The 22,853-nt window shown below is 69.4% G+C and carries 20 protein-coding genes and 1 pseudogene; 6 read left to right on the top strand and 15 right to left on the bottom strand.

Annotation, left to right across the window (positions count from 1 at the left end; genetic code table 11):
* Nucleotide 1 precedes the first annotated feature (1 nt).
* Nucleotides 2-3,376: a S41 family peptidase gene (locus G127AT_RS05620; RefSeq protein ID WP_210900904.1), complete on the top strand. Its 3,375-nt coding sequence runs from the start codon at nt 2-4 to the stop codon at nt 3,374-3,376.
* 540 nt (nt 3,377-3,916) lie between these two features.
* On the top strand, nt 3,917-5,440 hold the full coding sequence (phoA, locus tag G127AT_RS05615; protein WP_210900902.1) for an alkaline phosphatase: 1,524 nt from the start codon (nt 3,917-3,919) through the stop codon (nt 5,438-5,440).
* Nucleotides 5,441-5,636: 196 nt separating this feature from the next.
* Here the strand turns inward: phoA and G127AT_RS05610 are convergent, their stop codons facing one another.
* The 9 genes and pseudogenes from G127AT_RS05610 to G127AT_RS16290 form a co-directional block, all read right to left on the bottom strand.
* The gene (locus G127AT_RS05610) at nt 5,637-6,428 is read right to left on the bottom strand and encodes a hypothetical protein (RefSeq protein ID WP_210900900.1); all 792 of its coding nucleotides are present in this window, start codon (nt 6,426-6,428) and stop codon (nt 5,637-5,639) included.
* Between the two features lie 33 nt (nt 6,429-6,461).
* Nucleotides 6,462-7,301 carry a hypothetical protein gene (locus G127AT_RS05605; protein ID WP_210900898.1) on the bottom strand — a complete coding sequence of 280 codons (840 nt, stop codon included), beginning with the start codon at nt 7,299-7,301 and terminating at the stop codon, nt 6,462-6,464.
* On the bottom strand, nt 7,277-7,843 hold the full coding sequence (locus tag G127AT_RS05600) for a hypothetical protein (RefSeq protein WP_210900896.1): 567 nt from the start codon (nt 7,841-7,843) through the stop codon (nt 7,277-7,279). The genes G127AT_RS05605 and G127AT_RS05600 overlap by 25 nt, the downstream gene beginning before the upstream one ends.
* A gap of 88 nt (nt 7,844-7,931) precedes the next feature.
* On the bottom strand, nt 7,932-9,167 hold the full coding sequence (locus tag G127AT_RS05595; RefSeq protein ID WP_210900894.1) for an ATP-binding protein: 1,236 nt from the start codon (nt 9,165-9,167) through the stop codon (nt 7,932-7,934).
* Between the two features lie 56 nt (nt 9,168-9,223).
* On the bottom strand, nt 9,224-10,000 hold the full coding sequence (locus G127AT_RS05590; RefSeq protein ID WP_210900892.1) for a hypothetical protein: 777 nt from the start codon (nt 9,998-10,000) through the stop codon (nt 9,224-9,226).
* Nucleotides 10,001-10,020: 20 nt separating this feature from the next.
* A complete protein-coding gene (locus G127AT_RS05585) occupies nt 10,021-10,548 on the bottom strand; it encodes a hypothetical protein (RefSeq protein ID WP_210900890.1) in 528 nt (175 codons plus the stop codon).
* Nucleotides 10,549-10,641: 93 nt separating this feature from the next.
* Complete coding sequence (locus G127AT_RS05580; protein WP_210900888.1) at nt 10,642-11,478, bottom strand: Fic family protein; 837 nt, start codon at nt 11,476-11,478, stop codon at nt 10,642-10,644.
* Nucleotides 11,479-11,481: 3 nt separating this feature from the next.
* Nucleotides 11,482-12,222 carry a helix-turn-helix domain-containing protein gene (locus G127AT_RS05575; protein ID WP_210900886.1) on the bottom strand — a complete coding sequence of 247 codons (741 nt, stop codon included), beginning with the start codon at nt 12,220-12,222 and terminating at the stop codon, nt 11,482-11,484.
* Between the two features lie 63 nt (nt 12,223-12,285).
* A pseudogene (locus tag G127AT_RS16290) lies at nt 12,286-12,683 on the bottom strand (thiolase C-terminal domain-containing protein).
* On the opposite strand from G127AT_RS16290, the gene G127AT_RS16370 reads away from it, so the two are divergent.
* From G127AT_RS16370 to G127AT_RS05560, 3 genes are read left to right on the top strand one after another with little or no spacing between them, the layout of a single operon-like run.
* Nucleotides 12,594-12,908 carry a hypothetical protein gene (locus G127AT_RS16370; protein ID WP_210900883.1) on the top strand — a complete coding sequence of 105 codons (315 nt, stop codon included), beginning with the start codon at nt 12,594-12,596 and terminating at the stop codon, nt 12,906-12,908. The pseudogene G127AT_RS16290 and the gene G127AT_RS16370 overlap by 90 nt on opposite strands.
* Entirely contained in the window at nt 12,905-13,819 is a 915-nt protein-coding gene (locus G127AT_RS16035; protein ID WP_244857761.1) for a 3-keto-alpha-glucoside-1,2-lyase-like domain-containing protein, read from the top strand. Before G127AT_RS16370 ends, G127AT_RS16035 begins: the two co-directional genes overlap by 4 nt.
* Entirely contained in the window at nt 13,708-14,679 is a 972-nt protein-coding gene (locus tag G127AT_RS05560) for an alginate lyase family protein (protein WP_244857922.1), read from the top strand. The genes G127AT_RS16035 and G127AT_RS05560 overlap by 112 nt, the downstream gene beginning before the upstream one ends.
* A 274-nt stretch (nt 14,680-14,953) precedes the next feature.
* Here G127AT_RS05560 and G127AT_RS05555 read toward each other — a convergent pair whose 3' ends face one another.
* The 4 genes from G127AT_RS05555 to G127AT_RS05540 form a co-directional block, all read right to left on the bottom strand.
* Nucleotides 14,954-16,003 (bottom strand): HNH endonuclease, encoded by a 1,050-nt coding sequence (locus tag G127AT_RS05555; RefSeq protein WP_210900878.1) that lies wholly within the window; start codon nt 16,001-16,003, stop codon nt 14,954-14,956.
* Nucleotides 15,984-16,364, bottom strand: a complete 381-nt coding sequence (locus G127AT_RS05550) for a hypothetical protein (protein ID WP_210900876.1) — start codon at nt 16,362-16,364, stop codon at nt 15,984-15,986. Before G127AT_RS05550 ends, G127AT_RS05555 begins: the two co-directional genes overlap by 20 nt.
* Nucleotides 16,361-18,829: an AAA family ATPase gene (locus G127AT_RS05545; protein ID WP_210900874.1), complete on the bottom strand. Its 2,469-nt coding sequence runs from the start codon at nt 18,827-18,829 to the stop codon at nt 16,361-16,363. Before G127AT_RS05545 ends, G127AT_RS05550 begins: the two co-directional genes overlap by 4 nt.
* A gap of 83 nt (nt 18,830-18,912) precedes the next feature.
* A protein-coding gene (locus G127AT_RS05540) for an IS3 family transposase (protein ID WP_210900872.1) occupies nt 18,913-20,060 on the bottom strand; the annotation gives its coding sequence in 2 pieces (ribosomal slippage) (nt 18,913-19,790 and nt 19,790-20,060; 1,149 coding nt in all).
* Between the two features lie 228 nt (nt 20,061-20,288).
* On the opposite strand from G127AT_RS05540, the gene G127AT_RS05535 reads away from it, so the two are divergent.
* Nucleotides 20,289-20,531: a DUF262 domain-containing protein gene (locus G127AT_RS05535; protein WP_210900870.1), complete on the top strand. Its 243-nt coding sequence runs from the start codon at nt 20,289-20,291 to the stop codon at nt 20,529-20,531.
* Between the two features lie 12 nt (nt 20,532-20,543).
* On the opposite strand, the gene G127AT_RS05530 is transcribed toward G127AT_RS05535, so the two are convergent.
* Nucleotides 20,544-21,825 (bottom strand): DDE-type integrase/transposase/recombinase gene (locus G127AT_RS05530; protein ID WP_425305898.1). Its coding sequence is split into 2 segments (ribosomal slippage): nt 20,544-21,288 and nt 21,287-21,825, totalling 1,284 coding nucleotides; the frame shifts between segments, so codons are not numbered across the junction.
* Between the two features lie 234 nt (nt 21,826-22,059).
* Nucleotides 22,060-22,818, bottom strand: a complete 759-nt coding sequence (locus G127AT_RS05525; protein WP_425305887.1) for an IclR family transcriptional regulator — start codon at nt 22,816-22,818, stop codon at nt 22,060-22,062.
* Nucleotides 22,819-22,853 lie beyond the last annotated feature (35 nt).

Genomic DNA, 22,853 nt, shown 5'->3' with positions numbered 1-22,853 from the left:
CATGCCCCTCTTCCCCGTGTCGGCGGCACCCCCTATCGTGGTGCCCGTGACCCCGACGACGACGTACGTTCGCTTCCCCCACCTCCACGAAGACCGCCTCGCCTTCATCGCCGACGACGACGTGTGGATCGCGCCGGTCGCCGGAGGCACCGCGACCCGCCTCACGAACGACCGGGCGCCGGCGCGCACCCCGCGGTTCTCGCCCGACGGGCGCTGGATCGCCTACATCTCGCATCGCGACGGCCATCCGGAGGTCTTCGTCGTCGACGCCGCGGGCGGCGAGTCCCGTCGGCTCAGCTGGTGGGGTGCCTCGGCGACCGTGCTGCTCGGCTGGACGGCCGACGGTCGGGTGCTCGCAGGCACGAACGCGGGGCAGCTGCTGCGCGACACGGTCGTGCATGCGGTCGGTCTCGACGGCCGGGTCGAGCGGATGCCGTACGGCCCCGCATGGGGTCTCGCGCGCCGCGACGACGGCGCGGTCGCCCTCGTCACCCCCGGCAGCCGGCCGCCGGCGTGGTGGAAGCGGTATCGCGGCGGCACGGCGCCCCGCCTGTGGCTGGATGCGTCGGGCGAAGGGTCGTGGAGCCGGCTGCTGCCGGAGGACGCGGCATCCGTCGTGGACCCGATGTGGGTCGACGGGCGTCTCGTCTTCGTCTCGGACCGCGCGGCGGTCTTCCCGGATCGCGCCGACGAGCAGGCGAACCTCTGGGTGTGGGAGGGCGAGCCCGGCGCCGGCGAGCCGCGGCAGCTCACCCGTCAGGGGCCCGATCTCGGGTACGTGCGCGACGCATCCACCGACGGGCGCCGCATCGTCTGGCACAGTCGCGGCCGGGTGTGGATGCTGGACCGGCTGGACGGTGAACCGCGCCCGATCGAGCTCGCGCTGCCGGGCGTGCGGCCGCGGTCGTTCCTCGTGAAGGCCGCCGAACAGCTGAACGCGATCGCGCCCGATCACGGCGCAGACGGCAGCCTGATGGGCGTGCGCGGAGCCGTGTACTGGGTGACGCACCGCGACGGGCCGGCGCGTGCCCTCGTCGCCGACTCGGCCGTGCGGGTGCGCGAACCGCAACTGCTCGGCCGCACCGGCCTCGCCGTGTGGGTCACGGATGCGGCGGGGGAGGACGCGCTCGAGGTGCGCCCCCTCACCGGCGACGTCGCGCTCGAGGTGCGCCCCCTCACGGGCGACGCCGCGCCGCGGCTGCTCGCCGAGGGCCGGCTCGGGCGGGTGCTGCATCTGGCCGCCGATCCGGCCGGCGGGCGGGTCGCCGTCATCACCCATGACGGCCGCATCCTGCTCGTGGCGGTCGCCGACGGTGCGATCACCGAGATCGGCGTTTCGGGCGACGGCGAGGCCATGCATCCGAGCTTCTCGCCCGACGGGCGCTACCTGCTCTGGACGCAGCCGGCCCCGCAGGCCGAGATGGATCCGCAGCGGCTCATGATCGCCGACCTCGCGGCGGCGGAGCCCGCTCCGATCGCGCTCACCTCGGGCATCGTGCACGATCACAGTCCGGCGTTCACGCGCGACGGCAAGCACATCGTGTTCCTCTCGAACCGCACCTTCGACCCGATCTACGACGAGCAGTCGTTCGACCTCGCATTCACGGGGTCGACCAGGCCGTGGCTGCTGCCGATCTCGGCGGCCGAGCCGGCGCCGTTCGGGCCGAGCGTGGAGGGGTGGCGGCTGAGCGCTGCACCCGGTGCGCCGGGCGGGGCCGGTGCCGCGGGGGCGTCGGGTGCGGCTTCGGGTGCGGATGCCGATGCGCCGCCCGCCTCGCCGGAACTCGACGTCGAGGGCGCCGAAGACCGCATCCTGCCGTTCCCGGTGCCGTCCGACGCCTACCGCGAACTGCGTGCCGCGGACGGCGGCGTGCTGTGGGTCCGCGAGGCCGGCGATGCCGGTGTGATCGGTTCGCGGCGCCCGCAGTTCGGCGCCGATCCGGCGCCCGACACGCTCGAGTTCTGGTCGTTCGCCGAACGTCGCGTCATCCGGGTCGCGGACCGCGTCGACGAGTACGCTGTCTCGGGCGACGGCACCCGCGTCGTGGTGCGCACCAAGCAGGACGTGACCGTGCAGCCGGCCGGCCGCAAGCCCGCCGAGGACTCGGGCGAGGCCGTCAAGGTCGACCTCTCGCGCATCCGCCTCGAGGTCGATCCGGCCGCCGAGCGGCGGCAGATGTTCGACGAGAACGCTCGCCTCATGCGCGACCACTACTGGCGTGCCGACATGAACGGCGTCGATTGGGAGGCGGTCGCCGGCCGCTGGCGGCCCGTGGTGGATGCCGTCGCCACCCACGACGACCTCGTCGATCTGCTGTGGGAGACGGTCGCCGAACTCAACACCTCGCACGCCTACATCCAGCCGAAGCTGCCCCTCGGCGACGCGTCGCGTCGCATCGGTCTGCTCGGCGCCGACCTGTCGCCGGCCGACGGCGGCTGGCGGATCGACCGCATCCTGCCCGGCCTCACGACCGACCCCGAAGCCCGCTCGCCGCTTCGGGCTGCGGGTGTGGATGCCGCCCCCGGCGACCTGATCGTCGCCGTCGACGGGGTGCCGGTCGACCCGGCCTTCGGGCCGGCAGCCGCGCTCACCGGTGCGGCGGGCAAGCCCGTGGAGCTGACGCTGCGTTCCGGGTCGCCGGGTTCGTCGCTCGCCGCGGGCACCGACCGCCGGGTCGTCGTGGTGCCGCTCGACGACGAGGAGGTGCTGCGCTACCAGGACTGGGTGCGGTCGCGCCGCGAGTACGTGCGCGAGCATTCCGGCGGTCGCCTCGGGTACGTGCACGTGCCCGACATGCAGTCGAAGGGATGGGCGCAGCTGCACCGCGACCTCCGCACCGCCTCGCGCGCCGAGGGGCTCATCGCCGACGTCCGTTACAACCGCGGCGGCCACACGAGTCAGCTCGTCATCAGTGCGCTCGCCGCCGAGGTCATCGGCTGGAACCGCGCACGCCACTACGAGACGGCCTTCACCTATCCCGAAGTCGCGCGCCGCGGCCCGCTCGTGCTCGTCGCCAACGAGTACTCCGGCTCCGACGGCGACATCGTCAACGCCGCCGCGCAGGCTCTCGGCCTCGGGCCCGTGGTCGGCGTGCGGACATGGGGCGGCGTCGTCGGGATCGACGGCCGGTACCGTCTCGTCGACGGCACCGGCGTCACCCAGCCGCGATACTCCTACTGGTTCGAGGGCAAGGAATGGGGTGTCGAGAACCACGGCGTCGACCCCGACATCGAGGTCGTGCACACCCCGGGCGACTACTTCACCGCCGCAGACCCGCAGCTCGACCGCGCGATCGCCGAGGCCCTCGCCCGGCTCGACGCCGCCCCCGCGAAGCAGCCGCCGCCCATGCCGGCTCCCCGCGTGCGGGCGGAGTAGGGGCGCGCCGCCCCGCGGAAGCAGCCCGGAACGGCTCCCCGCGTACGGGCAGAGTAGTAGGGAGCCCCCCGGCGGAGGCTCGTTCCGCTTCCGTCGCGCAACGCAGAGGCAGCCTCGATCCGAGGCTGCCTCTGCGTTGTGCTGCGACCGCCTCGATCCGAGGCTGCCTCTGCGTTGCGCTGTGACCGCTCCGGTTTGTGCTGCCGTGTCCCTGCCGAAACCGCTCCTCGCTCGAACCTGCCCCTACGCAATGCAGGAACGCGCACGGCGTGTCGCGGCGCCCATGCGGCAGAACAGCCCGCGACACGCGCGCGTTCCTGCATTGCGCACGGCAAGGAGGTGGGGGCGCCGCGGTGGGCGGTGCGCCGGGGCATCCGCACCCGTGATTCGGCGGGCGTTCACGCCCTGCACACGCGAGGTTCACGCCGCAGCCTCCCGCCGCCGCTTCGCTCGGAGCGGCCGCGGGGACGCGGACTGCGGCGGACCCGACACCCGCCGCCGGGTGGATCGCGCCGTGCGATCGCCCGGGGAGGAACCGATATGCGCATCATCGACAATCGCCCGGCGCGGCGGATCGGCATCGCGGGCGCCGCGCTGGCGCTCGTCGTCGCCTCGACGATCGGCGCGGCGGGCGCGGCGAACGCGTCGAAGCGGCAGCCGGCACCCGACGAGACGGGCGGCGCCGCCCGCAACACGAGCGTCACGAAAGACGAGCAACGGATGCTGCAGGACTCGCTGAAGAAGACGAAGGCGAAGAACGTCATCCTGCTCATCGGCGACGGCATGGGCGACAGCGAGATCACCGTCGCCCGCGACTACCTGCACGGCGCCGGCGGCGAGCTGCCCGGCATCGACGCCCTGCCCGTCACCGGCCAGTACACGACGTACTCGCTGTACCCCGACGGGCACGCCCTCGCCGGCAAGCCCGACTACGTGCCCGATTCGGCGGCGACCGGCACCGCGTGGGCGACCGGGACGAAGAGCTACGACGGCGCGATCGGCGTCGACATCCACGGCGATGCGCAGGCGTCGCTGCTCGAGCTCGCGAAGGCGAAGGGGCTGCGCACGGGCAACGTGTCGACGGCGGAGATCCAGGATGCGACGCCGGCTGTGCAGCTCGCGCACGTCGCCTCGCGTGGATGCTACGGGCCGGATTCGGCGGCGTGCGGTGACGACGCGCTCATCGCGGGCGGGGCCGGATCCATCACCGAGCAGCTGCTCGACACCCGCCCCGACGTGACCCTCGGCGGCGGCGCGGCGACGTTCGCGCAGACCGCGAAGGCGGGCGAGTGGGAGGGGCTGACGCTCTTCGAGCAGGCCGAGGACCGCGGGTACCAGGTGGTTCGGGATGCCGCGAGCCTCGCCGCGGTGAAGCGCGCGAACCAGGAGCGGCCGGTGCTCGGGCTGTTCGCCGACGGCAACTTCCCGACCCGGTTCCTGCCGACGACGGCCACGGTGGGCGGCTCGGGCGCGTCAAGCGGTGAGGTCTGCCAGGAGAACCCGGATGCGCTCGGCGAGGGCCTCGGGCTCGCCGACCTCACCGAGAAGGCGATCTCGCTGCTGAACGAGAAGCGCGCCAAGCAGGGCTTCTTCCTGCAAGTCGAGGGTGCGTCGATCGACAAGCGCGACCACGCCGCCGACGCGTGCGGTCAGATCGGCGAGACCGCCGACCTCGACGAGGCCGTGCAGGCGGCGCTCGCGTTCGCGAAGCAGGACGGCGACACCCTCGTCATCGTGACCGCCGATCACGCCCACACGAGCCAGATCGTCGACGGCGCCACCCCGGGCCTCGGCACGACGCTCACCACCCCGGAGGGTTCGCCGTTGCGCATCAGCTACGGCACCGCGGCCGCCGGCGGCTCGCAGCAGCACACCGGCGCGCAGCTCCGGATCGCCGCCTACGGGCCGGGGGCGTCGAACGTGCTCGGCCTCACCGACCAGACCGACACCTTCTTCACCATCGCCAACGCACTGCGTCTCGACACCGGTGCGCGCGTCGACTGGCCGGTGAAGCACGGCGAGGGCCGCGGCAAGCCGTGGAACTCGCGCGGCTCGGGTCGCTGAGCGATACCCGCTGAGCCGGTGCCCTGGCGCCCCGTCCCTCCGCGCGCATGCGCGGGCGGGCGGGGCGCCTCGCGCTCGGCCGGCGGTATCGGGCCCCAATCTTCCAAATTGGCTGCCGGTTTAGCTCCAAATCGACGACTGGATCGCTTCTAAATTGACGACTCGATTGCTTCTAGATTGACGACTCGGCGCCCGTTCAGTTCGCGAAGGCGGCGCGGAACCAGTCGGCGGCGAGGGCGTCGTAGCGTTTGGCGGCGTCGGTCTGCGGTGCGGGCTGGTCGCCCGGCCATTCGGCGAGTGGATGCTCGACGCCTTCCACATAGCGGATCGTTCCGATGCCGAGGGCTTCGAGTTCGCGGACCGCATCGAGGAACGGCGGCTCGTCGGCGCCGCCCTCGATGATGAGGAGTTCGGCGCCGCCGGTGGCGACTTCGAAGGAGCGGGCGACGAAGTCCATGCGGTCGGCGATGGCATCCGCCGCCTGCGACCAGGCGTACGGCTCGGGCAGGAAGTCGGCCATCGCATCGATCATCGGCCGCAGGCGGAGCATGGGGTTCATGAGCACCGCGGCATCCGCCCCGTGCACGGCCAGCACGCCGGCGGCGACCCCGGCGCCGGCCGATCCACCCAGGAGCCCGAGCTTGCCGCCCGATGGTGTGCCGAGCCGTTCCCGCACTTCGGCGAGGGCGGCGGGGAACTCCTCGATCGCCTGCACGTGCATCGGCCCGAAGAACTCGGTGACCATATCGCCGCCGGCAGCGACGAACGCCTCGAAGTCGTCGTGCTCGGCACGGCCGCCCGTGAGCGGCAGGCCGAAATACACGACATGCGCGTCGAGGCCGTCGAGTGGGATCGCCGCCGCCATCGCCGCGGGGGAGTTCGGCGGATCCATCAGGTGCCATGCGGCGACGACGGGTGCATCGTCGTGGCTCGCGGCACGCGCGACGAACGGAACGCCGCCGGACGTGGTTCCTTCGATGCTCTGCATGCCGCCGACGCTACCGCGGGCCGCCGACATCGCTCAGCGCTTGTTGGGGACGAGGACGGTTTCGATCTTGCCGATGAGGATGTCTTGGGCGGGGCCGGTGCGGGTGAGGCTGCCGGGGATGTCGTACCAGTTCGGGTCGTCGGCGAAGCGGTAGGCGGCGGCGTAGACGACGGTCGGGGTGAAGGCGTGTGTGCCGCGTTCGGTGAAGACGTGGCTGGTGGGGGTCTCGGTGAACTCGTCCTGCCGGAGGTTCTCCCAGGTGTCGCCGAGGCCGGAGGCGGCGACGATCGTGCCTTCTTGCTCGGTGTCGATGCTGAAGGCGACGGGGGTGAAGCGCACCTGCGCCGGCCGGTCGAGGAGGGTGCTGGAGATGATGTGGGTTTCGGCGTCGATCATGAAGTTCACGGGTTTCTTCACGATGCCCCACCCGTCCGGCTGCGAGACTGCGGCCGGGGCTGCCGGGAGGAAGCGTGCGACGTCCGTGATGGTGACGGCGCCGGTGCCGACGGGGCAGGAGACGTAGGTGAGGGTCACGACGCATCCGTCGGCGCGCGTGTACGGGTAGGAGATCTCGGGCTCGTCGCGCTCGGTCAGGAGGCCGACGAGGTCGGCGTAGTCGTCGTCGGTGCCTGATCCGGAGTCGGCGCCGTCGGAACCGGGAGTGGTTTCGGTGATGCTGAGGTCGACGCGACCCTCCTTGATCTGTCCGAGGTTGCTCGTTCTCGTGCCCCCAGAGTCGGTCTCCGTGGGGGCCGGTGAGGAGTCTTCCGGAGGACTCGTCGGAGGGACGGTTTCCGTGGCGGACGCCCCTACCGGAGATAACCCGAAGAGTGCAGCCGTGGCCGCCGCTAACAGAAGCTTCCGTGCATCCATCGTCTGCTCACCTTCAGCGAGTCGGGGGTCGTGCCTTCGACAGTGACTTCGAAGGGCGTTGTCGGGTCGCGATCACTTTCCACAAGAGAGGTGCCGGCCGAATCCAGCAAGTCGACTCGGCTGACGTCCTCACACACGGTGAATTGGATCACGGCGCCCCGGTCTGGCTCCTGGAAGGCTTGGATGTCCGTGTCGTAGTCGAGCTCGATCCTTCCGGACGTATGCGCTCCGACCTCCCGGTATTCTGCCGCGTCCTTCCGCGCGAGTTCAAGCTCCTCACCGGTCGCAACTTCATCGAGGTTCTCTTCGCCCTGCCCTCCGGAGGCAGTCACGTCCGCCAAGACCTCGTGGAACCGCTCATACGCCGCCTTCGCCGCTTCGAATGCTTCTTCATCGCTTTCGAAGATCGGCCCGTCGGTCGTCGCGGCCGGTGTCTTCGTCGGCTTCGGTTCGTCGGGCGTGCAGGCCGCCAGTGTTCCGATGAGCGCGCCGGCGCAGAGCACGGCGGCGAGGCGGGCGACCGGTCGGGGAGTCAGTGCCATGCAGCGACCGTACCCGACCCCCTGCGACGCACGCCCCAGTTATCCACACCCGCGTCAGTGTGCGCAGTCCGCGAGCAGCCGCCGGGGCTCATCGTCCGAGCTTCGGCCAGTCGCTCGTCAGATATGCCTCGACGGCCCGATGGCGGAACGAGTAGGGGCGGCCGCGGCTGATGATGCCGCGAACGGTGTCCAATCGCTGGGAGGCGGATCCGGCTTCGGTGACCTTCGCGTATCCGAGCTCTTCGGCGATCGTCGTGAGTGTGCGTTCGGAGGGCGGGAGCCGGGCCATCGTCTCCAGGAACTCCCGTTCGCGTGCTGGGAGCCGGCGCAGGATGCGTTCGACGTGCGAGGCGGCTTCCGTCTCGGCTCCGCTCCATCCGCGCGCGACATCGTCGGCGGTGATGGTGTCTCCGGTGCCCGCATACCATGCTCGTTCGCCGGCCAATTGGAGGAGGAACGGTTCTCCGCAACAGGCCGCGACGATGTCGGAGGCCGCATCCGATTCCATGCGGATCCGGGTCGTACCGCCGCGGTCGTCCGGCACTTCCCATCCGTCGAGGACGAAGTCGTGCAGGGAGGCTTCGACGTCCTCGTCGTCGATGGCGATGAGGGTGGTCGTTTTGAAGCGTCGAGCGAAGGTGGCTCCCCTTCCCGCGCCTGCCATGTCCTCGAAGTCCGGAAGACCGGTCAGGTACACGGCAAGCGGGAGCGAGCGGGAGACCCGCGCCCCGCCGGGTACGGTGACGGGGTCCTCGTGAGCGAGCGCGTCACCGAGCGCGATCAGGAGTTGTGACAACGCATTCTGATCACCGATGTTCTGGATCTCATCGATGTGGATCAGGACCAAGTTGCCATGATCGATCGCAGCGCGCCCGATCTCGATCAGTAGTTTCGTGAGCGCCGCGTACGGTTCCATGCCTTCCTGCCGCCGGACGGTGAGGGAGATCCCGGCGATGGCGACGGTTTGAACGCGTTCGATCGCTGCCGATATCCGCTCGTCCCGGGAGGCGGGGAGGCCGGCCAGATCGGCGAGTTTCAGCAGCGCATCGGCGACGAGCTTCAGCGGGTCCGTGCCGGAGGGCATGCGCAGCTGCGGGCTCACCCAATCACCGGACCGCTCTGCATCCTGGGCGATCCGCCGCACGAGGGAAGACTTGCCGAGCCCCGGCTCGCCGAGAAACGTTCGGCCGCGCTCGGGGAGACCCGCCAGGCGTCGGGGTCTGACGATATCGCGCCAGTCGCTGAGCTGTTCGGTTCGGCCGGCCCACACGGTCGGAACGACGTCTGCGCCGGGACTGAACGGGTTGTTGACCGCATTCCGCATGGCGGTAACCTTACCAAAGTGGAGAGGGCTTGGTAAGGTTACCAATGCCTCGAGGCTCAGCGCTTGTTGGGGACGAGGACGGTTTCGATCTTGCCGATGAGGATGTCTTGGGCGGGGCCGGTGCGGGTGAGGCTGCCGGGGATGTCGTACCAGTTGGGGTCGTCGGCGAAGCGGTAGGCGGCGGTGTAGACGACGGTCGGGGTGAAGGCGTGTGTGCCGCGTTCGGTGAAGACGTGGCTGGTGGGGGTCTCGGTGAACTCGTCCTGCCGGAGGTTCTCCCAGGTGTCGCCGAGGCCGGAGGCGGCGACGATCGTGCCTTCCTGCTCGGTGTCGATGCTGAAGGCGACCGGGGTGAAGCGCACCTGCGCCGGCCGGTCGAGGAGGGCGCCTGAAGCGATGTGGGTTTCGGCGTCGATCATGAAGTTCACGGGCTTCTTCACGATTCCCCACCCGTCCGGCTGCGAGACTGCGGCCGGGGCTGCCGGGAGGAACCGTGCGACGTCGGTGATGGTCACGGCGCCGGTGCCGACGGGGCAGGAGAGGTAGGTGAGGGTCACGACGCATCCGTCGGCGCGCGTGTACGGGTAGGAGATCTCGGGCTCGTCGCGCTCGGTCAGGAGGCCGACGAGATCGGCGTAGTCGTCGGAGGAGCCGGAGTCGGCGCCGTCGGAACCGGGAGTGGTTTCTGAGGCGTCCAGGTTGACGCCGGACCCGGAGATGGCTCCGTGGAGGAGTCCGCCGGCGCCGCCCGAGTTCTTCGGCTCCTCGGTTGGTGCAGGTGTCTCTGGAGGATCCTGCTCGGATCCAAACGCGGCTATGGCCCCGAAAGACATCGAAAGAGCCATGCAGGCGGCTAGCAGAATTCTCCGCGTTCCCATCGCGAGCTCACCTTCATCTCAGATGCGTTTGGACCTTCGACCGTGAGCTCGACGGGAATCGTCGGATCGCGATCCTTCTCGACAACGGAGGCACCCGTCCTGTCGACTACGTCCAGACCGCTGACGTCTTCGCACAGGGTGATTTGCACGATGGCACCCCGCTCGGGGGTCTCGAAGTCCTGGATGAGGTCCAGGTATTCAACCTCGGAATGCCCGGTCGTGTGCCACCCTTGGTCGCGAAGCGCGGCGAAGTCTTCCTCGATGTACTCGAGGAACTCGCCGGTTGCGACGTCTTCGATTCCCTCGAGATCCTTGCCTCCGGATTCGCCCACGCGTGTGTAGACCTCGTGGAACCGCTCATATGCCGCCTTCGCCGCTTCGAACGCCTCTTCATCGCTCGCGAAGATCGGCCCGTCGGCCGTCGCGGCCGGCGTCTTCGTCGGCTTCGGGTCATCCGGCGTGCATGCGGTGAGTGTTCCGATGAGCGCGCCGGCGCAGAGCACGGCGGCGAGGCGGGCGACCGGTTGGGGAGTCAGTGCCATGCAGTGACCGTACCCGACTCCCTGCGACGCACGTCGCAGTTATCCACACCCGTGTCAGCGGGCGCGGTCCGCGAGCAACCGCATGTATCCGGTCGCGTCGTCGGTATCGAACAGCCGGTCGAGGGTGACGTTCTGCTCGTAGAGGCGCGTGAACGGCACGGAGATCGCATCGAACCCGGCGGACATCAGGATGCCGGAACCCATGAGCTTCGCCGTTCGCTTGTTGCCGTCGAAATAGAACTGGTGGCGGGTCGCGGCAGCGGTGTAGATCAGCGCACGCTCGCGCGGGTCGCCGACACCGGCGAGGTACTCGGCGAGTTCGTCGAACGCGGCGATGAGTCGGGTTCCGCCGTCGCCGTGAGCGCGGCCGTCGACCACGCCGCCTGACGAGAGCCGGACCGATCCGCCGCCCGTGGTGCTCCCCTCGCCGCGGAAGTTGCCGGCCTCGATGGCCTCGTGGCGTGCAACCCGGCGATGAAGGTCATCCGAGACCGCCTTGCTGAGCGAGAACTCGCCGGCGCCGACGAGTCGGTCGAGTTCGTTGTAGGCGTCGTTCAGCGCGAGCACCTGCTGCTGATCCTCGAGCCGTTTGCCGGCGACGGTGACACCGTCGAGGAGGGTTCGCACTTCGGGCAGGGTGAACGTGTTGCCCTCGAGCTTCGCGGCGTCCCAGATGATCTCGGGCAGGTTCGCCCGGAACCGGGCGCGGGCCCGCTCGATGTCGCCGGTTCCGCCGATGAGGTCGAGGTCGATGCGGGATGGATCCCAGTCGATGCCGGTGTGCGCGAGCCGTTCACGGGCGTCGGCGCTCGGCTCGGGCCGCGCATCGGCATCCCGAGACCCGGGTCGGCGAACGTACCCGCCGCCGGGCGGCGGACCCCACTCCCGCATGGTTCACCAGCTTTCTGCGAGCGACTCGGCGATGCGCTGATCGGCGCCGCCGTTCGCGATGGAGTCGATGATCGCCTGCACCGGGCTGACCAGGTTCACATCTTCGAGGGTGGATGCGCCGACGAAGACGGTCGGGTCGGCCGGTGCGACGATCAGCCCGGCAGCGGATCGGACCCGGAACCGTCGGAGATCGGCCGCGAGGAGTTCCGTGAGGCGTTTGGCATCCTCCGCCCAGAGCACGGTCACGGTGCCGCCGTCAGCACCCATGGCATCCAATGCGGCGGCTCCGGAAAGCGCCCACCGGGCCTCGGAGGCGCGGCCGGCCGAGACCAGCCGGTCGACATCCACCGGCCCCGCGAACATCGCGGACCCGGTGCGGTGTTCCGCGGCCGAGAGGCGTGCTGCCTCACGGAGGATGCCGATGGGCTCGCCGCCCGAGTATCGGCGCAGGCGGTCGATCCAGCCGTCGAGCTCGTCCTCGTGCCCGAAGTCGGAGCCGGGCTCGAGGTCGCCGAGCATCGCGCGCGCGCCCGCGGCCGCCAGGGGATCGCTCGCCCGATCGAGGTCGATCCGCACGTCGTAGCCGAGCGCGAGCGCGAGCTCGCGGATCGTGCTCACGCGCATCCGCGACTCGTCCCCCTCGGCGGCCAGCACGGTCGTGCGCGAGACATCCGCCCGCTGCGCGAGTTCGCTCTTGCTGAACGGCATCTCGGCGATGGCGTCGCGAAGGGTGAGGCCGGTCATCTGTGTCCAATCTTCTGGACGATTCTAGCAATCGTTCAGGAAAATGAACAGCCGGGAATCGGGTCACATGGTTTCGAGCGCGCTCATGTAGTTCGCGATGGCGAGGCCGCCCATGTTGTGCACGGCTGCGCGGTCCGCGCGCGGGAGTTGCATGTCGCCGGCGGTGCCGGTGAGCTGCATGGCGGCGAGCACGTGCTGCGAGACGCCGGTGGCGCCGACCGGGTGGCCCTTCGCCTTCAGCCCGCCCGAGACGTTGACGGGCAGCGGCCGTCGCGGTGCACGGTGCCGTCGGCGATCGCTTCGGCGCCGCGGCCGGGTTCGGCCAGGCCCATCACCTCGTACATGATGAGTTCGGCGATCGTGAAGCAGTCGTGCAGTTCCACGAGCGACAAATCGTCGATGCCGACACCGGCGAGGTCGATGGCCCGCTGCCAGGCGAGGCGGCTGCCGGCGAACGAGATGGGGTCGCGGCGCGGCGCCGGCAGGTGATCGCTGGCCTGCTGCGCGACGCCCCCGCCACCCTCACCGGCAACGACTTCGTCATCGACGGCGGCGCCCAGCACCTGACCGCCGCCGGCGTGCTGCGGGCGGGGTCGCGGGGGTTGCTGGGGTTGGTGGGGAGTAGCCGCTGGAAACCGCACCATCGAAGAAGCCGCACCATCGAAGAAGTGGAGTCGTTCCGATGAAGAAACGCGCATTCGCCCTCGGCCTGTCGGCCGTGCTCGCCGTATCCGTGCTCGCCTCACCACCGGCGTTCGCGGCACCGGACGCGGGCACGTTCACCGAAGACTTCTCGAACGGGCTCGGTGACTGGACGAGCACGAGCGGGCAGTGGAGCGCCGCCGACGGTGTCGCAAGCGTCACCGACACGACGGTAAGCGGCCCGAAGTCGATGCACCTCACCTCGTGGGAGTTCGGCGATTTCGAGGCGACCGTCACCGCGCAGATCACCGAAGCATCCACCCCCACGAGTTGGGTCGGGATCTCGACGCGCATGACGGAAGGCCAGGAGGACTTCCGCGCGAGCGGCTACACGGCCTTCCTCCGAGGCAACGGCCAGCTCGCGCTCGTGAAGCCGCACGCCACCGACCCGACCGCGGTCGCCACGATCGCCACCGCGTCGACGGGTGTGGATCCCCGGCTGGCGCCGGTGCAGCTCACGCTGCGTGCAGAGGGCACGACGCTCGAGGTGTTCGTCGATGGGGCGGCGACGCCGGCGATCTCGGTCACCGATGCCGGCTACACGCGCGGCAAGCTCGGCCTGACGGCCGGCGGGGCGTTCGCGTCGTTCCGGAACCTGCAGGTCGTGCACGACGACGGTGCGGAGGTCGAACCCAAACCGGTCGCCTGGGGCGGCGTGTTCCTCGGCGACGGCAGCACGGCGAATTGCGGGCGCGCGTCGCGTGCAATCCCGAAGACCCGGCATGGCTCGACGTGCTCGGCGAGGCGGATCTCGCGCTCGCCCGCGACCCGAAGGCGCCGGCGATCTGGGAGGTTCCGCCGTTCTACGCGGGTGCGGATGCGAACCGTGCCGTCAAGCATGCCCTCCTCGACGACGCGAACCAGGCCTATGCAGCCGCCCTCGTCTACACCGTGAACGGGGATGAACGGTACGCGGAAGCCGCGGCCAAGATGATCCGCGCATGGTCGAAGGTGCAGGAGGTGCGCACGACCGGCGACTCGGGCCTCGCATTCTCGTACCACTTCCCGGCGCTGATCTTCGCCGCGGACCTCATCGACGGCTACCGAGGATTCACGGCAGCCGACCGTGCCGCCTTCGAAACCTTCCTGCGCGACAAGGCCCTGCCGGCGAACACCATGGACCGCGAGAACAACTGGGGCAACTGGGGCATGGTCCTCGTCATGTCGGCCGCCGCCTACCTCGAAGACGAGACCCTCTTCCACACCGCAGTGAACCGGTGGAAGCACTTCATCGAGCACCAGGTCGACGAGAACGGCACCCTGCCCGAAGAGACCGGCCGCAACGACGGCACCGGCGGTCACGGCATCTGGTACACCCACTTCGCCCTGCAACCGCAGACCATCGCCGCCGAGATCGCCCTCGTCAACGGCGTCGACCTCTACGACTACGTCTCACCGAGCGGTCGCACCCTGCGCCAGGCCTACGAAGTCGTCGCCGGCTGGGTCGCCGACCCGGCGACCTTCCCCGTCTGGCAGGGCGACCCGTCCGAACTCGTCAACGTCCGCACCATCGAGTACGCCTTCCAAGGCCGACAGATCAGCGAATCGACCATCAGCTACTTCGAACTCCTGAACGCCCACTGGCCCACGGCAGCCGCCGCGTCCGTCCTCGGCGCCGACCGCCCGGTGTCGACGCTGCACTCGGCACCGTACCTGACGTTCACCCACGGGCCGCGGGTGCAGCCGAGCGAGCCTGGGGCGGACGCCCGGAACCATGCGGGGCACCGGGGGCCGCGGGGTGGGGGCAGAGGGTAGGGGAGCACCAGCCGGCTCTTCGGATATCCGGCGGATTCGCCTCAGGGCGCCAGCGAATGCCCGAAGGGCCGTCAACGCCCCGGAGGCGGAGGTCACGGGCATCCCCGCCGAAGGCCTCGGCATCTCCCGCAGACGCCGCCCTCTCCTACTCGGCCCGGCCCGACGCGGTCGGCGACCTCTCCGCAGTGGCCGGCGCCTATGTTTCGCGCAACCGTGCCGGCGACCGCCGCGGGCTCGACGACGCGGAGCGCGACTCGGTGCGGTGAGGCGGGTGCTACTGTGCGGCCAGCCGATCTGCCAGGGGCGCGGGTAGCGGCCACGACAGGTACTCGACCTGTAACTGCGCGGCTTCTGCCGCGTAGTAGTCGACGAAGATCGGGTCGGGGAGCTTCGAGGCGCTCGTCACGAGAAGCTGCGGGGCCAGCGTTGCGTCGCCGAACGAGCGTTCCCACGAGGCGTCGACAGCCACTGCGTCGATCACTGCTTTCGATCTGAGGATCCTGCCGCTGTGGTCGATGCCGATGAGGTGGCTCTCGAAGGCGGCGTCGTGCGTGGGGCAGGCGGCGATGCCGTTGCTGGGGTTGAGTCGGTCGGCGCTCGAACTCACACTCCAGGCCTTGATGTGCGAGGCAACGAGGAGCCTAGACGAGGGCATGCCGTGCTTGAGCGCGCTGAGCCCGCAGAAGGCACAAGCGAAGGAGGATGCCGCCAAGACCTGGCGTGCGAAGACCTGTTGGCCAACACGCACCGTGCCGCGCACCATCTTCTCGGTGACTCTGTCGACGGTTTCGGTTGCGTCGAGCAGACGGAGGCGGTCATCGACTTCATCGTTGTACTCCGCGGCCCGTGCGCGTACCGAGTCGTTCACGGCCTGGAACTCGCGAGTCTCGAGACCGAGGAAGTCCGGCACCTGGTCGCGACCGAGGCCGGCTTGGCGGGCGCCCTCGATGAGCACGGCGTAGAGCGCCTGGAGGAGTGACGGGCTGTTCGTGAGCTCGATCCCGACCTCCCGCTCGTGCTTCGCGCCCTTCGAGCGCCCGTCTCGGCCGACCAGGTTGTTGAGCTTGCTCGACAGGCTTTTCTCGGAGCGCTTGAACTGCTGCGCGAAGAGCTGCACTCGAGGGTCGCTCGTTCGGAGATTGAGGTGCCCGTTCTCCGAGAGCGGCGAGTCGAGCCCGAGGAAGAAGCACATCAACGATTCGACCGGCCGGTAGTCCTCCTGCCGCGCGCCGGGGGCAGGTTGTGATCGGGTGGCCACGCGCAGCCACTGCTTGCGAGCGTCGTCGACGGTGAGTTCGAGATAGTCACGCAGCGGGAGCGGCACCGGTCCGACCCTTCTCGGCGGTGGCTTCGAGGTCTGCCACGAGTTCGACGAGCGACCGCACTTCGGCGAGGGAAGGGGTGAGTTCGAAGGCATGGAAGTGGCAGGCATTCGAGAGCCGCGACCACGCGTATTCGGCTCGCAGCGCGATCGCCGCGTCGTCGACGCGGTACAGCACTTCCAGTGCCACGAGGCGCGTGCGCATGTTCGCGCCAGGAGCAGCTGCATCCTTCATCTCAAGCAGTTCGTCGACGACCTTCTCGAGCGCGTTGCGAGCGATCCAGCACGCCATTCGCAGGGAATGCGAGCGCAGCGCCTCGGTGCGCGAGAGCAGTGCCTCGGCGAGTTTGATCTCGGGGCTCACTTCACGCCGGCCCGGAGGTCGCCGACCATCTGCACGACGTCGGCGTGTGCGAGCGTCACGTCACCGCGGAGCGGCGAGTGATTGCCCGACGAGCACACACCCAGCCCTCGGCGTCGATGAGGCGCCTTGAGCCAGCTGTCGAGGCTGCGGATGTCGCCGTAGACGGCGAGCGAGACGCGGTCGCGCGTCACCTTCGCCCGCTCCCAGGTGCGTTCGAGGTCGCCGTGCGTGGCACCTGCCGCGAGCTGCTTACCGAAGTACCGGTCGCGAGCCTGCGCTTCGACGGCGAAGCGCAGCATCCCGGGCAGCACGCGGCGCAGCACATGCTCGGGCAGCTGCCGGTCTTTGATGATGGCGCCGGCATCGCGCAGATAGCGGCTGGGGGGATCGAAGGTCACGCTCGTGCTGACCCGCGATCGGCTCTCGCGAGTGATCTCGAGCACCTGCGCGTTGATGCTCGCGCGTCGCACCGCATCCGCGAATCGGTTGTCATGCGAGAACACGATGACCTGGCGGTCGACCGCGATGCGACCGAGCACCTGCACCAGCCCGTCGACCTTGGCGGGGTCCATCGCCTGAACGGGGTCGTCGAGCACGACGAATCGGAACGGACTCTCGGCCATGGTCGCGCGCGGCAGGAACAGCGCGAGGGCGAGCGCGTGCAGTTCGCCCTGGCTGAGCACGGTAACGCCGTTCGCTTCCTCGTCGTCGACCTTCGTCCGGATGACCGCGCGCCGGGTCGTGTTCGAGCCCTCGAGGCGCAGCCCGTCGATTTCGACGTTGCTCTCCTGACGAAGCAGGTCCCAGATCTCGGCGGCCTGCGTCGCGATCGGGTCGAGCCGCTCGTTCTTGAGGCGCCCGTCGGCATCCTTAAGCCACTTCTCGGCCCGCTTGGCCGAGTCGAGTTCCGCCTTCTGCGCCGCTGCCGCCGTTGCGACCGTCACGTAGGCGCCGAGTTCGGCCGCAACGGTCGTCCACGCGTCGTCGGCGGCTTCCACCGTCGAGCGCACGTCGCGCTGCATCGTGTCGAGCGCGTCGAGTGCCGGGGCATGGATGTTCGCGAGGTGCGCTACCAGGTCGGCATCGGTCTCGGGGAGGGTCTCCCAGGCTGCCCACGCGCTCACGGCCGTGCGTGCGTGATCGGCGAAGCGAGCATCCTCAACCAGGTCCTTCAGGATGCTCGGTGTCGGCACGATGAGTTGGTGCGCGGCCGTGCGGGCGGCGGCGAGCGCCGCGTTCGCGCGACGGAGCTCACCCAGGCGCCGCCCTGCGTCTGCGACGCGCTCGCGGGTCGTGGCCGCCCACATGTCGTCGAGGTGGCCCGTGCCGCAGACCGGACAGTCGCCGTCGCCCTCATGCTCGTGCACACGGAGTGCAGTCTCGAGCAGCTGCGCCTGCAGCTCCAAACCTGAGGTCGCGGCGTCGCTGGCGTCGGCCACATTCTGCAGGGCGTCCGCGAGCGCGATGTGGGCATCCTGCACCTGCTCGATGGTAGGGAATTCGAGCCGAAGCGCCGTGCGAAGCCGGTTCGCAGCGCCTTGTTCGGCGCTGGCGCGCCCGGTCGCGAGCGCGCCGAGCGCGCTGAGATCTGGAGCAGTCTTCTTCAGGAGTGCCGCCGCATCGCGGGCTCGATTATCGTCGATCGGCTCGAGTCGTGCGCGCAGGGCGCTGCGCCGCTTGGATGCCTCGCCCGCCGGTTCCCCGAGCGTCTTCACTCTCGCGGTCAGCCGCTTGAGGCCGGCGGCGAGCTGCTCGAGGCCGAGCATTTTGGCGAGGGCGTCGTAGAGCTTGCTCGGCTCGGCCGTGAGGATCTCGCCGAGTTCGTCGTAGCTGAGCATGGGGCGGTACATCTCGAGCGGACCGTCCCAACCGAGGGCGGCGACGCCGACCTGGCGCTTCTGCCCGGACCGCTGGAGGTGGGTGGTGTGGCCGTCGGCGCTCGTAGCGCCGGCCCAGTCGAGGGAGAGCGTGGTCCTGCCGACGCCGGCTTCGGCAAGGGTGAGCTCGACAGTCGACGTGTCCGCGGCGTGCAGGTTGCGCCAGCCGCTCGACCAGATCTTGCTGCCCTTGTCGCTCCACCGGTGCGTGGTGCCGGTAAGCGCGACCTCCAGGGCTTCGGCGAAGCTCGACTTTCCCGAGCCGTTGCGCCCGGTTACGACGGTCAGGCCAGGGCCTGGGCGGAAGTCGAGCTTCGCCTCCGGGCCGATGCCCCGGAAGCCTGCAACCTTGAGCTGCTGCAGGAAGGCGCCTGCGGGCTCAGGTACGTCGATGACGGACGCAGCCTCGTTGCCGTCGGCGGCGTCGCCGGTTGCGGGTTTGTGCTCACCGCGGGCCGCCTGGAACCCGACGAGGTCGGCCAGCTCGGCGTCGCCCGCAAGGGCGGCGAGGATAACGAGCCGCTCCTCGTCATCGAGGGTGGGGTCGGCTTCGAGTCGGGTCTCGATCCAACGGGACAGATCAGTCATGGCGCGCCGGCTTCGGGTCGGATGGGCAGGAATCTGAGCAGGCTATCGACGCGTACCCATGGGGCCGTGGGCCGCCCCCGTCGTTAGGTCCGGACGGTGTGTGGGTTGTCGGGTTCGATTTGATGGGTGCATTGCCGAGCGTAGTCGACGGGTGCGAGGTACCCGAGCGATGAGTGCCGGCGGTCGTGGTTGTACTCGGTCTTCCAGTCGCCGATGATGACCTGGGCGTGCAGCAGCGAGTAGAAGCTGTTGATGTTCAGGCACTCGTCGCGGATCCGGCTGTTGAACGACTCGACGTAGCCGTTGCGCCAGGGCGACCCGGGCGGGATGTACGACAGGCCGGTGCGGGTGCCGGCCCAGTCGGCCATCGCCTCGCTGATGAACTCGGGCCCGTTGTCCGATCTGAGCACCGCGGGAGCGCCGCGGACGGCGACGAGGTCCTCGAGGTGGGCGGTAAGCCGGTCGGCGGTGATCGAGCGTTCCACGAGGCCGCCGATGCATTCCCGAGTGTGTTCGTCGACGATCGAGCAGATCTTGATCGTCCGGCCCTGCTCGTCGGCGTCGAACTGGAAGTCGACCGCCCACACCACGTTCGGTGCAGACGCGGCCGGCGCGTCCGCGGTCGATGACCCGACCCGTTTCCGGCGGCGCCGCTGCGGGACCCGCAGCCCTTCTTCGGCCCAGAGTCGTTGGATCTTCTTGTGGTTGACCGTCCAGCCCTCGGCGCGGGCGTCGTGGTACGCCCGCCGGTACCCCCACCTGGGGTGGACCTTCGCGTACTGGCGGAGCCAGTCCCGCAGCGCCCGGTCCGGGTCCGCGGTCGTGTCGCCCCTGAGTGGGCGACGGTACGCGGAGCGGCTCAGCCCGGCCAGACGGCACGCCATCCGCTCGCTCACCTGCAGCTTCCTGATCAGGTGAGCGACGGCGGCGCGGCGCCTGCCCGGGCCTAGAAGTTTCCCTCAGCCAGCTCCTTGAGCGCGGCCTTCTCCAGCTCGGCTTCGGCAAGCAACCGCTTCAACGTGGCGTTCTGCTTCTCGAGTTCCTTGAGCCGTTTCGCGTCGTCGGCCTTCAGGCCGCCGTACTGGTTCCGCCACCGGTAGTAGGTCTGCTCGGACACGCCGAGCTCCCGACACACCGCGGCGACATCTGCGCCGTCAGCGAGTATCCGGTCGGCCTGCCCGAGCTTGCGGACGACCTGCTCCGGGGTGTGCCGCTTCCTGCTGTTCGTCATGATAAGACCAGTCTCTCTGCCCGCAACCGCGGGCAACAGGACGACTCTCACAACGACCGGACCTACACAATGGGGTCAGCCCAGCCGCAAGACCCCGAAGTAGGGGATTCCCGTGGGAGGCTCGCGCTAGGGCATCGATACGTTGGGTCGCATCGGGCTCTCACCCGCGGACCACCATCACCGAACTCGCTGTCGCGAGATTCGTGCGCGGAAGACAAGGACGTGGCAGTGAAGGCCGTCGATACGAATCTGCTTGACCTGCTCAAGGTCACGAGCCAGTTCGAGGTGCCGATCTACCAGCGCGCGTATGCCTGGGGCGAGGACGAGTGCAAGCAGTTGTGGAAGGACATCGTGCGCGCCGGCGAGAACAGCGCGCTTGGTGCGCATTTCACCGGCTCCGTCGTCTACGTCGAGAAGGCCGCCGGCACCCAAACGAGCCAGTCGCCGAACGGAAATTGTCAAGGCGGATGAGGCCGGTGAGTGTCAGGCGGCGAGCTGTAGCTCGTCGACTGGTGGTTGGTTGATCCACGTGGCCGGGTCGCGGTCGAGAATCTTGGGGCTGGCCCGACGCCGGCTGGTGAACCGCTCCGGGTGGGCGCGGCGGGCAGTTTCGAGGGCGGCATCACGGTCAGGCTCGATCGCATCGGCGTGACCGTGGTGGGCATCGGCGGGGGTGTGCATCCCGATCCCGGTGTGGCGGTGGTGATGGTTGTAGGCGTGCACGAACTCGTCCAGGAACTGCCGGGCGTGCGGCAGAGAGACGAATCGGACGGGGACGACGGGCAGGTACTTCATCGTCTTGAACCGCGCTTCCGAGTATGGGTTGTCATTACTGACGTGCGGGCGGGGCCTGGACCTGACGACGCCGAGGTCGGTGAGTAACGTCTTCACGGTCTTCACGGTCTTCACGGTCTTCACGGTCTTCACGGTCTTCACGGTCTTCACGGTCTTCACGGTCTTCACGGTCTTCGACGTCATCGACGGGCCGCCGTCGGAGTGCACGACCTGCGGGGTGCCGTGCAGCCCGAACGCGTCTTGGATCATCTCCTTGGCGAGCAGCCCGTCCTCACAGGAGTGGACGACGGCGCCGACGATGTGGCGGGAGAAGATGTCGATCATCACGTACGCGTCGTAGTAAACGCCCCGGGTGGGGCCGGCGAGTTTCGTGATGTCCCACGAGTAGACCTGCCCGGGGCCGGTGGCGATCAGTTCGGGCACCTTGCGGGGGGTGCGTGGCGAGCCGGCGACGTTTCCGGACCTGTGCGTTCTCGGCCAGCACCCGGTACATCGTCGCGACCGAGCCGATGTACCGGCCGCGTTCGAGGAGGATCGCGTAGTTCTGCAACGGCGGCTTGTCGACGAACTCGTCACTGTTCAGCACTGCCAGCACTGCGGCTCGCTCCGCGTCGGACAGCTTGTTCACCGGCGCCGGGCGGGATGGTGCGGGTTCCGGGTCGGGTCGGCGGCGTCTGGCTTCTGCACGGGCGGCGCTGGCACGCGGCACGCCCTCTTGGCTCGGGTTCTTGCCTTCGAACAGGCCCGCATCGCGCTGCTTGCGCCACTCCGAAATCAGCGAGGAATACAGGCCCTGCCGGCGCAGGTACGCCGCCCCCTGGCCCGTCTCGCACGCGGTCTCGTACTCGGTCAGGTACTTCAGCTTCTGGCCCGGTGTGAACGAACGGCGACGTGTCGGGCCGTCGGGACTCGAGGGTGCACTCACGACTTCATCGTCGGCGACCAGCGCGACCGGGGAACTCGAACTCATCGAAACAGGGTGATCCTTCAGCTCGCCCCGCGAGGCGGACTTGCAATGAACCGGTGGACTCACCCAACCCTGACACGCAGGGGCCAGGCCGGACGCGGTTACTGGGATCGATCGGCGGAAGGTGCCACGACTGCGTCGCCGTCATCCCGGGCCTGCGACATTGTTCGAGCTCGTCTGACGGGGAGCAGGACCTCGCGGAAGACCTGCTTCTCCCATGTTCTTATGCCCGGCCGCTCATGCGGCGGCGTATGCGCGGGAGATGGTCAGCGCCGCCGCCTTCAGGGCAATGTCGAAACGGGGGAGGTTGATGCGGCCGCTGAGCCCGGAGATCGACACGGCGGCGACGACATCGCCGTTGGCGTCGAAGACCGGCACCGCCACGCCCGAGACGGTGAGGAACGACTCCTGGCGATCGAAAGCAGCGCCCCGTCGCCGGATCTCCTCCAGCTCCGTGCGGAGTTCATCGTCCCCGGTGATCGTGAAGTCCGTGAGCGTTCTCCGCGGCCGCGCGAGGGCTTCGTCAGCCACGTCGTCGTCTGCGAACGCGAGCAGCGCCTTTCCGGAGCAGCTTGCGTGCGCCGGCCATCGCATGCCACCCCGTTGGGGGATCTGCGGCGCGTCGCGTCCGATGTAGGTGTCGAGGTACACCACTTCGCCCCCGTCGAGGACCGCCAGCCCCACGTTCTGATTGGTCGCGTGGCTGAGATCCGTGAGGGTACGCCGCGCCGCCTGCCGCAGTGATCTGGACTGGGGCGCCGCTTCGCCGAGCTCGAACACGACGGTCCCCAGTTGCAGCCCGGAGGGTCCTCGTTCGAGCATGCCCAGACGGATGAGCTCGGCGACGAGCCGATGCACTGTCGTCTTGGGCAGGTCGGTGCGCCGGACCAGCTCCTCGACGGTCATGTGCCGGGTAGGACGGAGGAACGCGCGAAGGATCTGCACCGATCTGCCGAGGGACGATACCTCTTCGGTGTTCCGATGAACGGGACTCATGCGTTGATCGTGGGACCACCTGCCGGGCACTGTCA

The organism is Agromyces archimandritae (assembly GCF_018024495.1).
Taxonomy (GTDB): Bacteria; Actinomycetota; Actinomycetes; order Actinomycetales; family Microbacteriaceae; genus Agromyces; species Agromyces archimandritae.
Note: the sequence above shows the minus strand (reverse complement) of the source record. Positions and strands in the feature narration are given on the sequence as shown.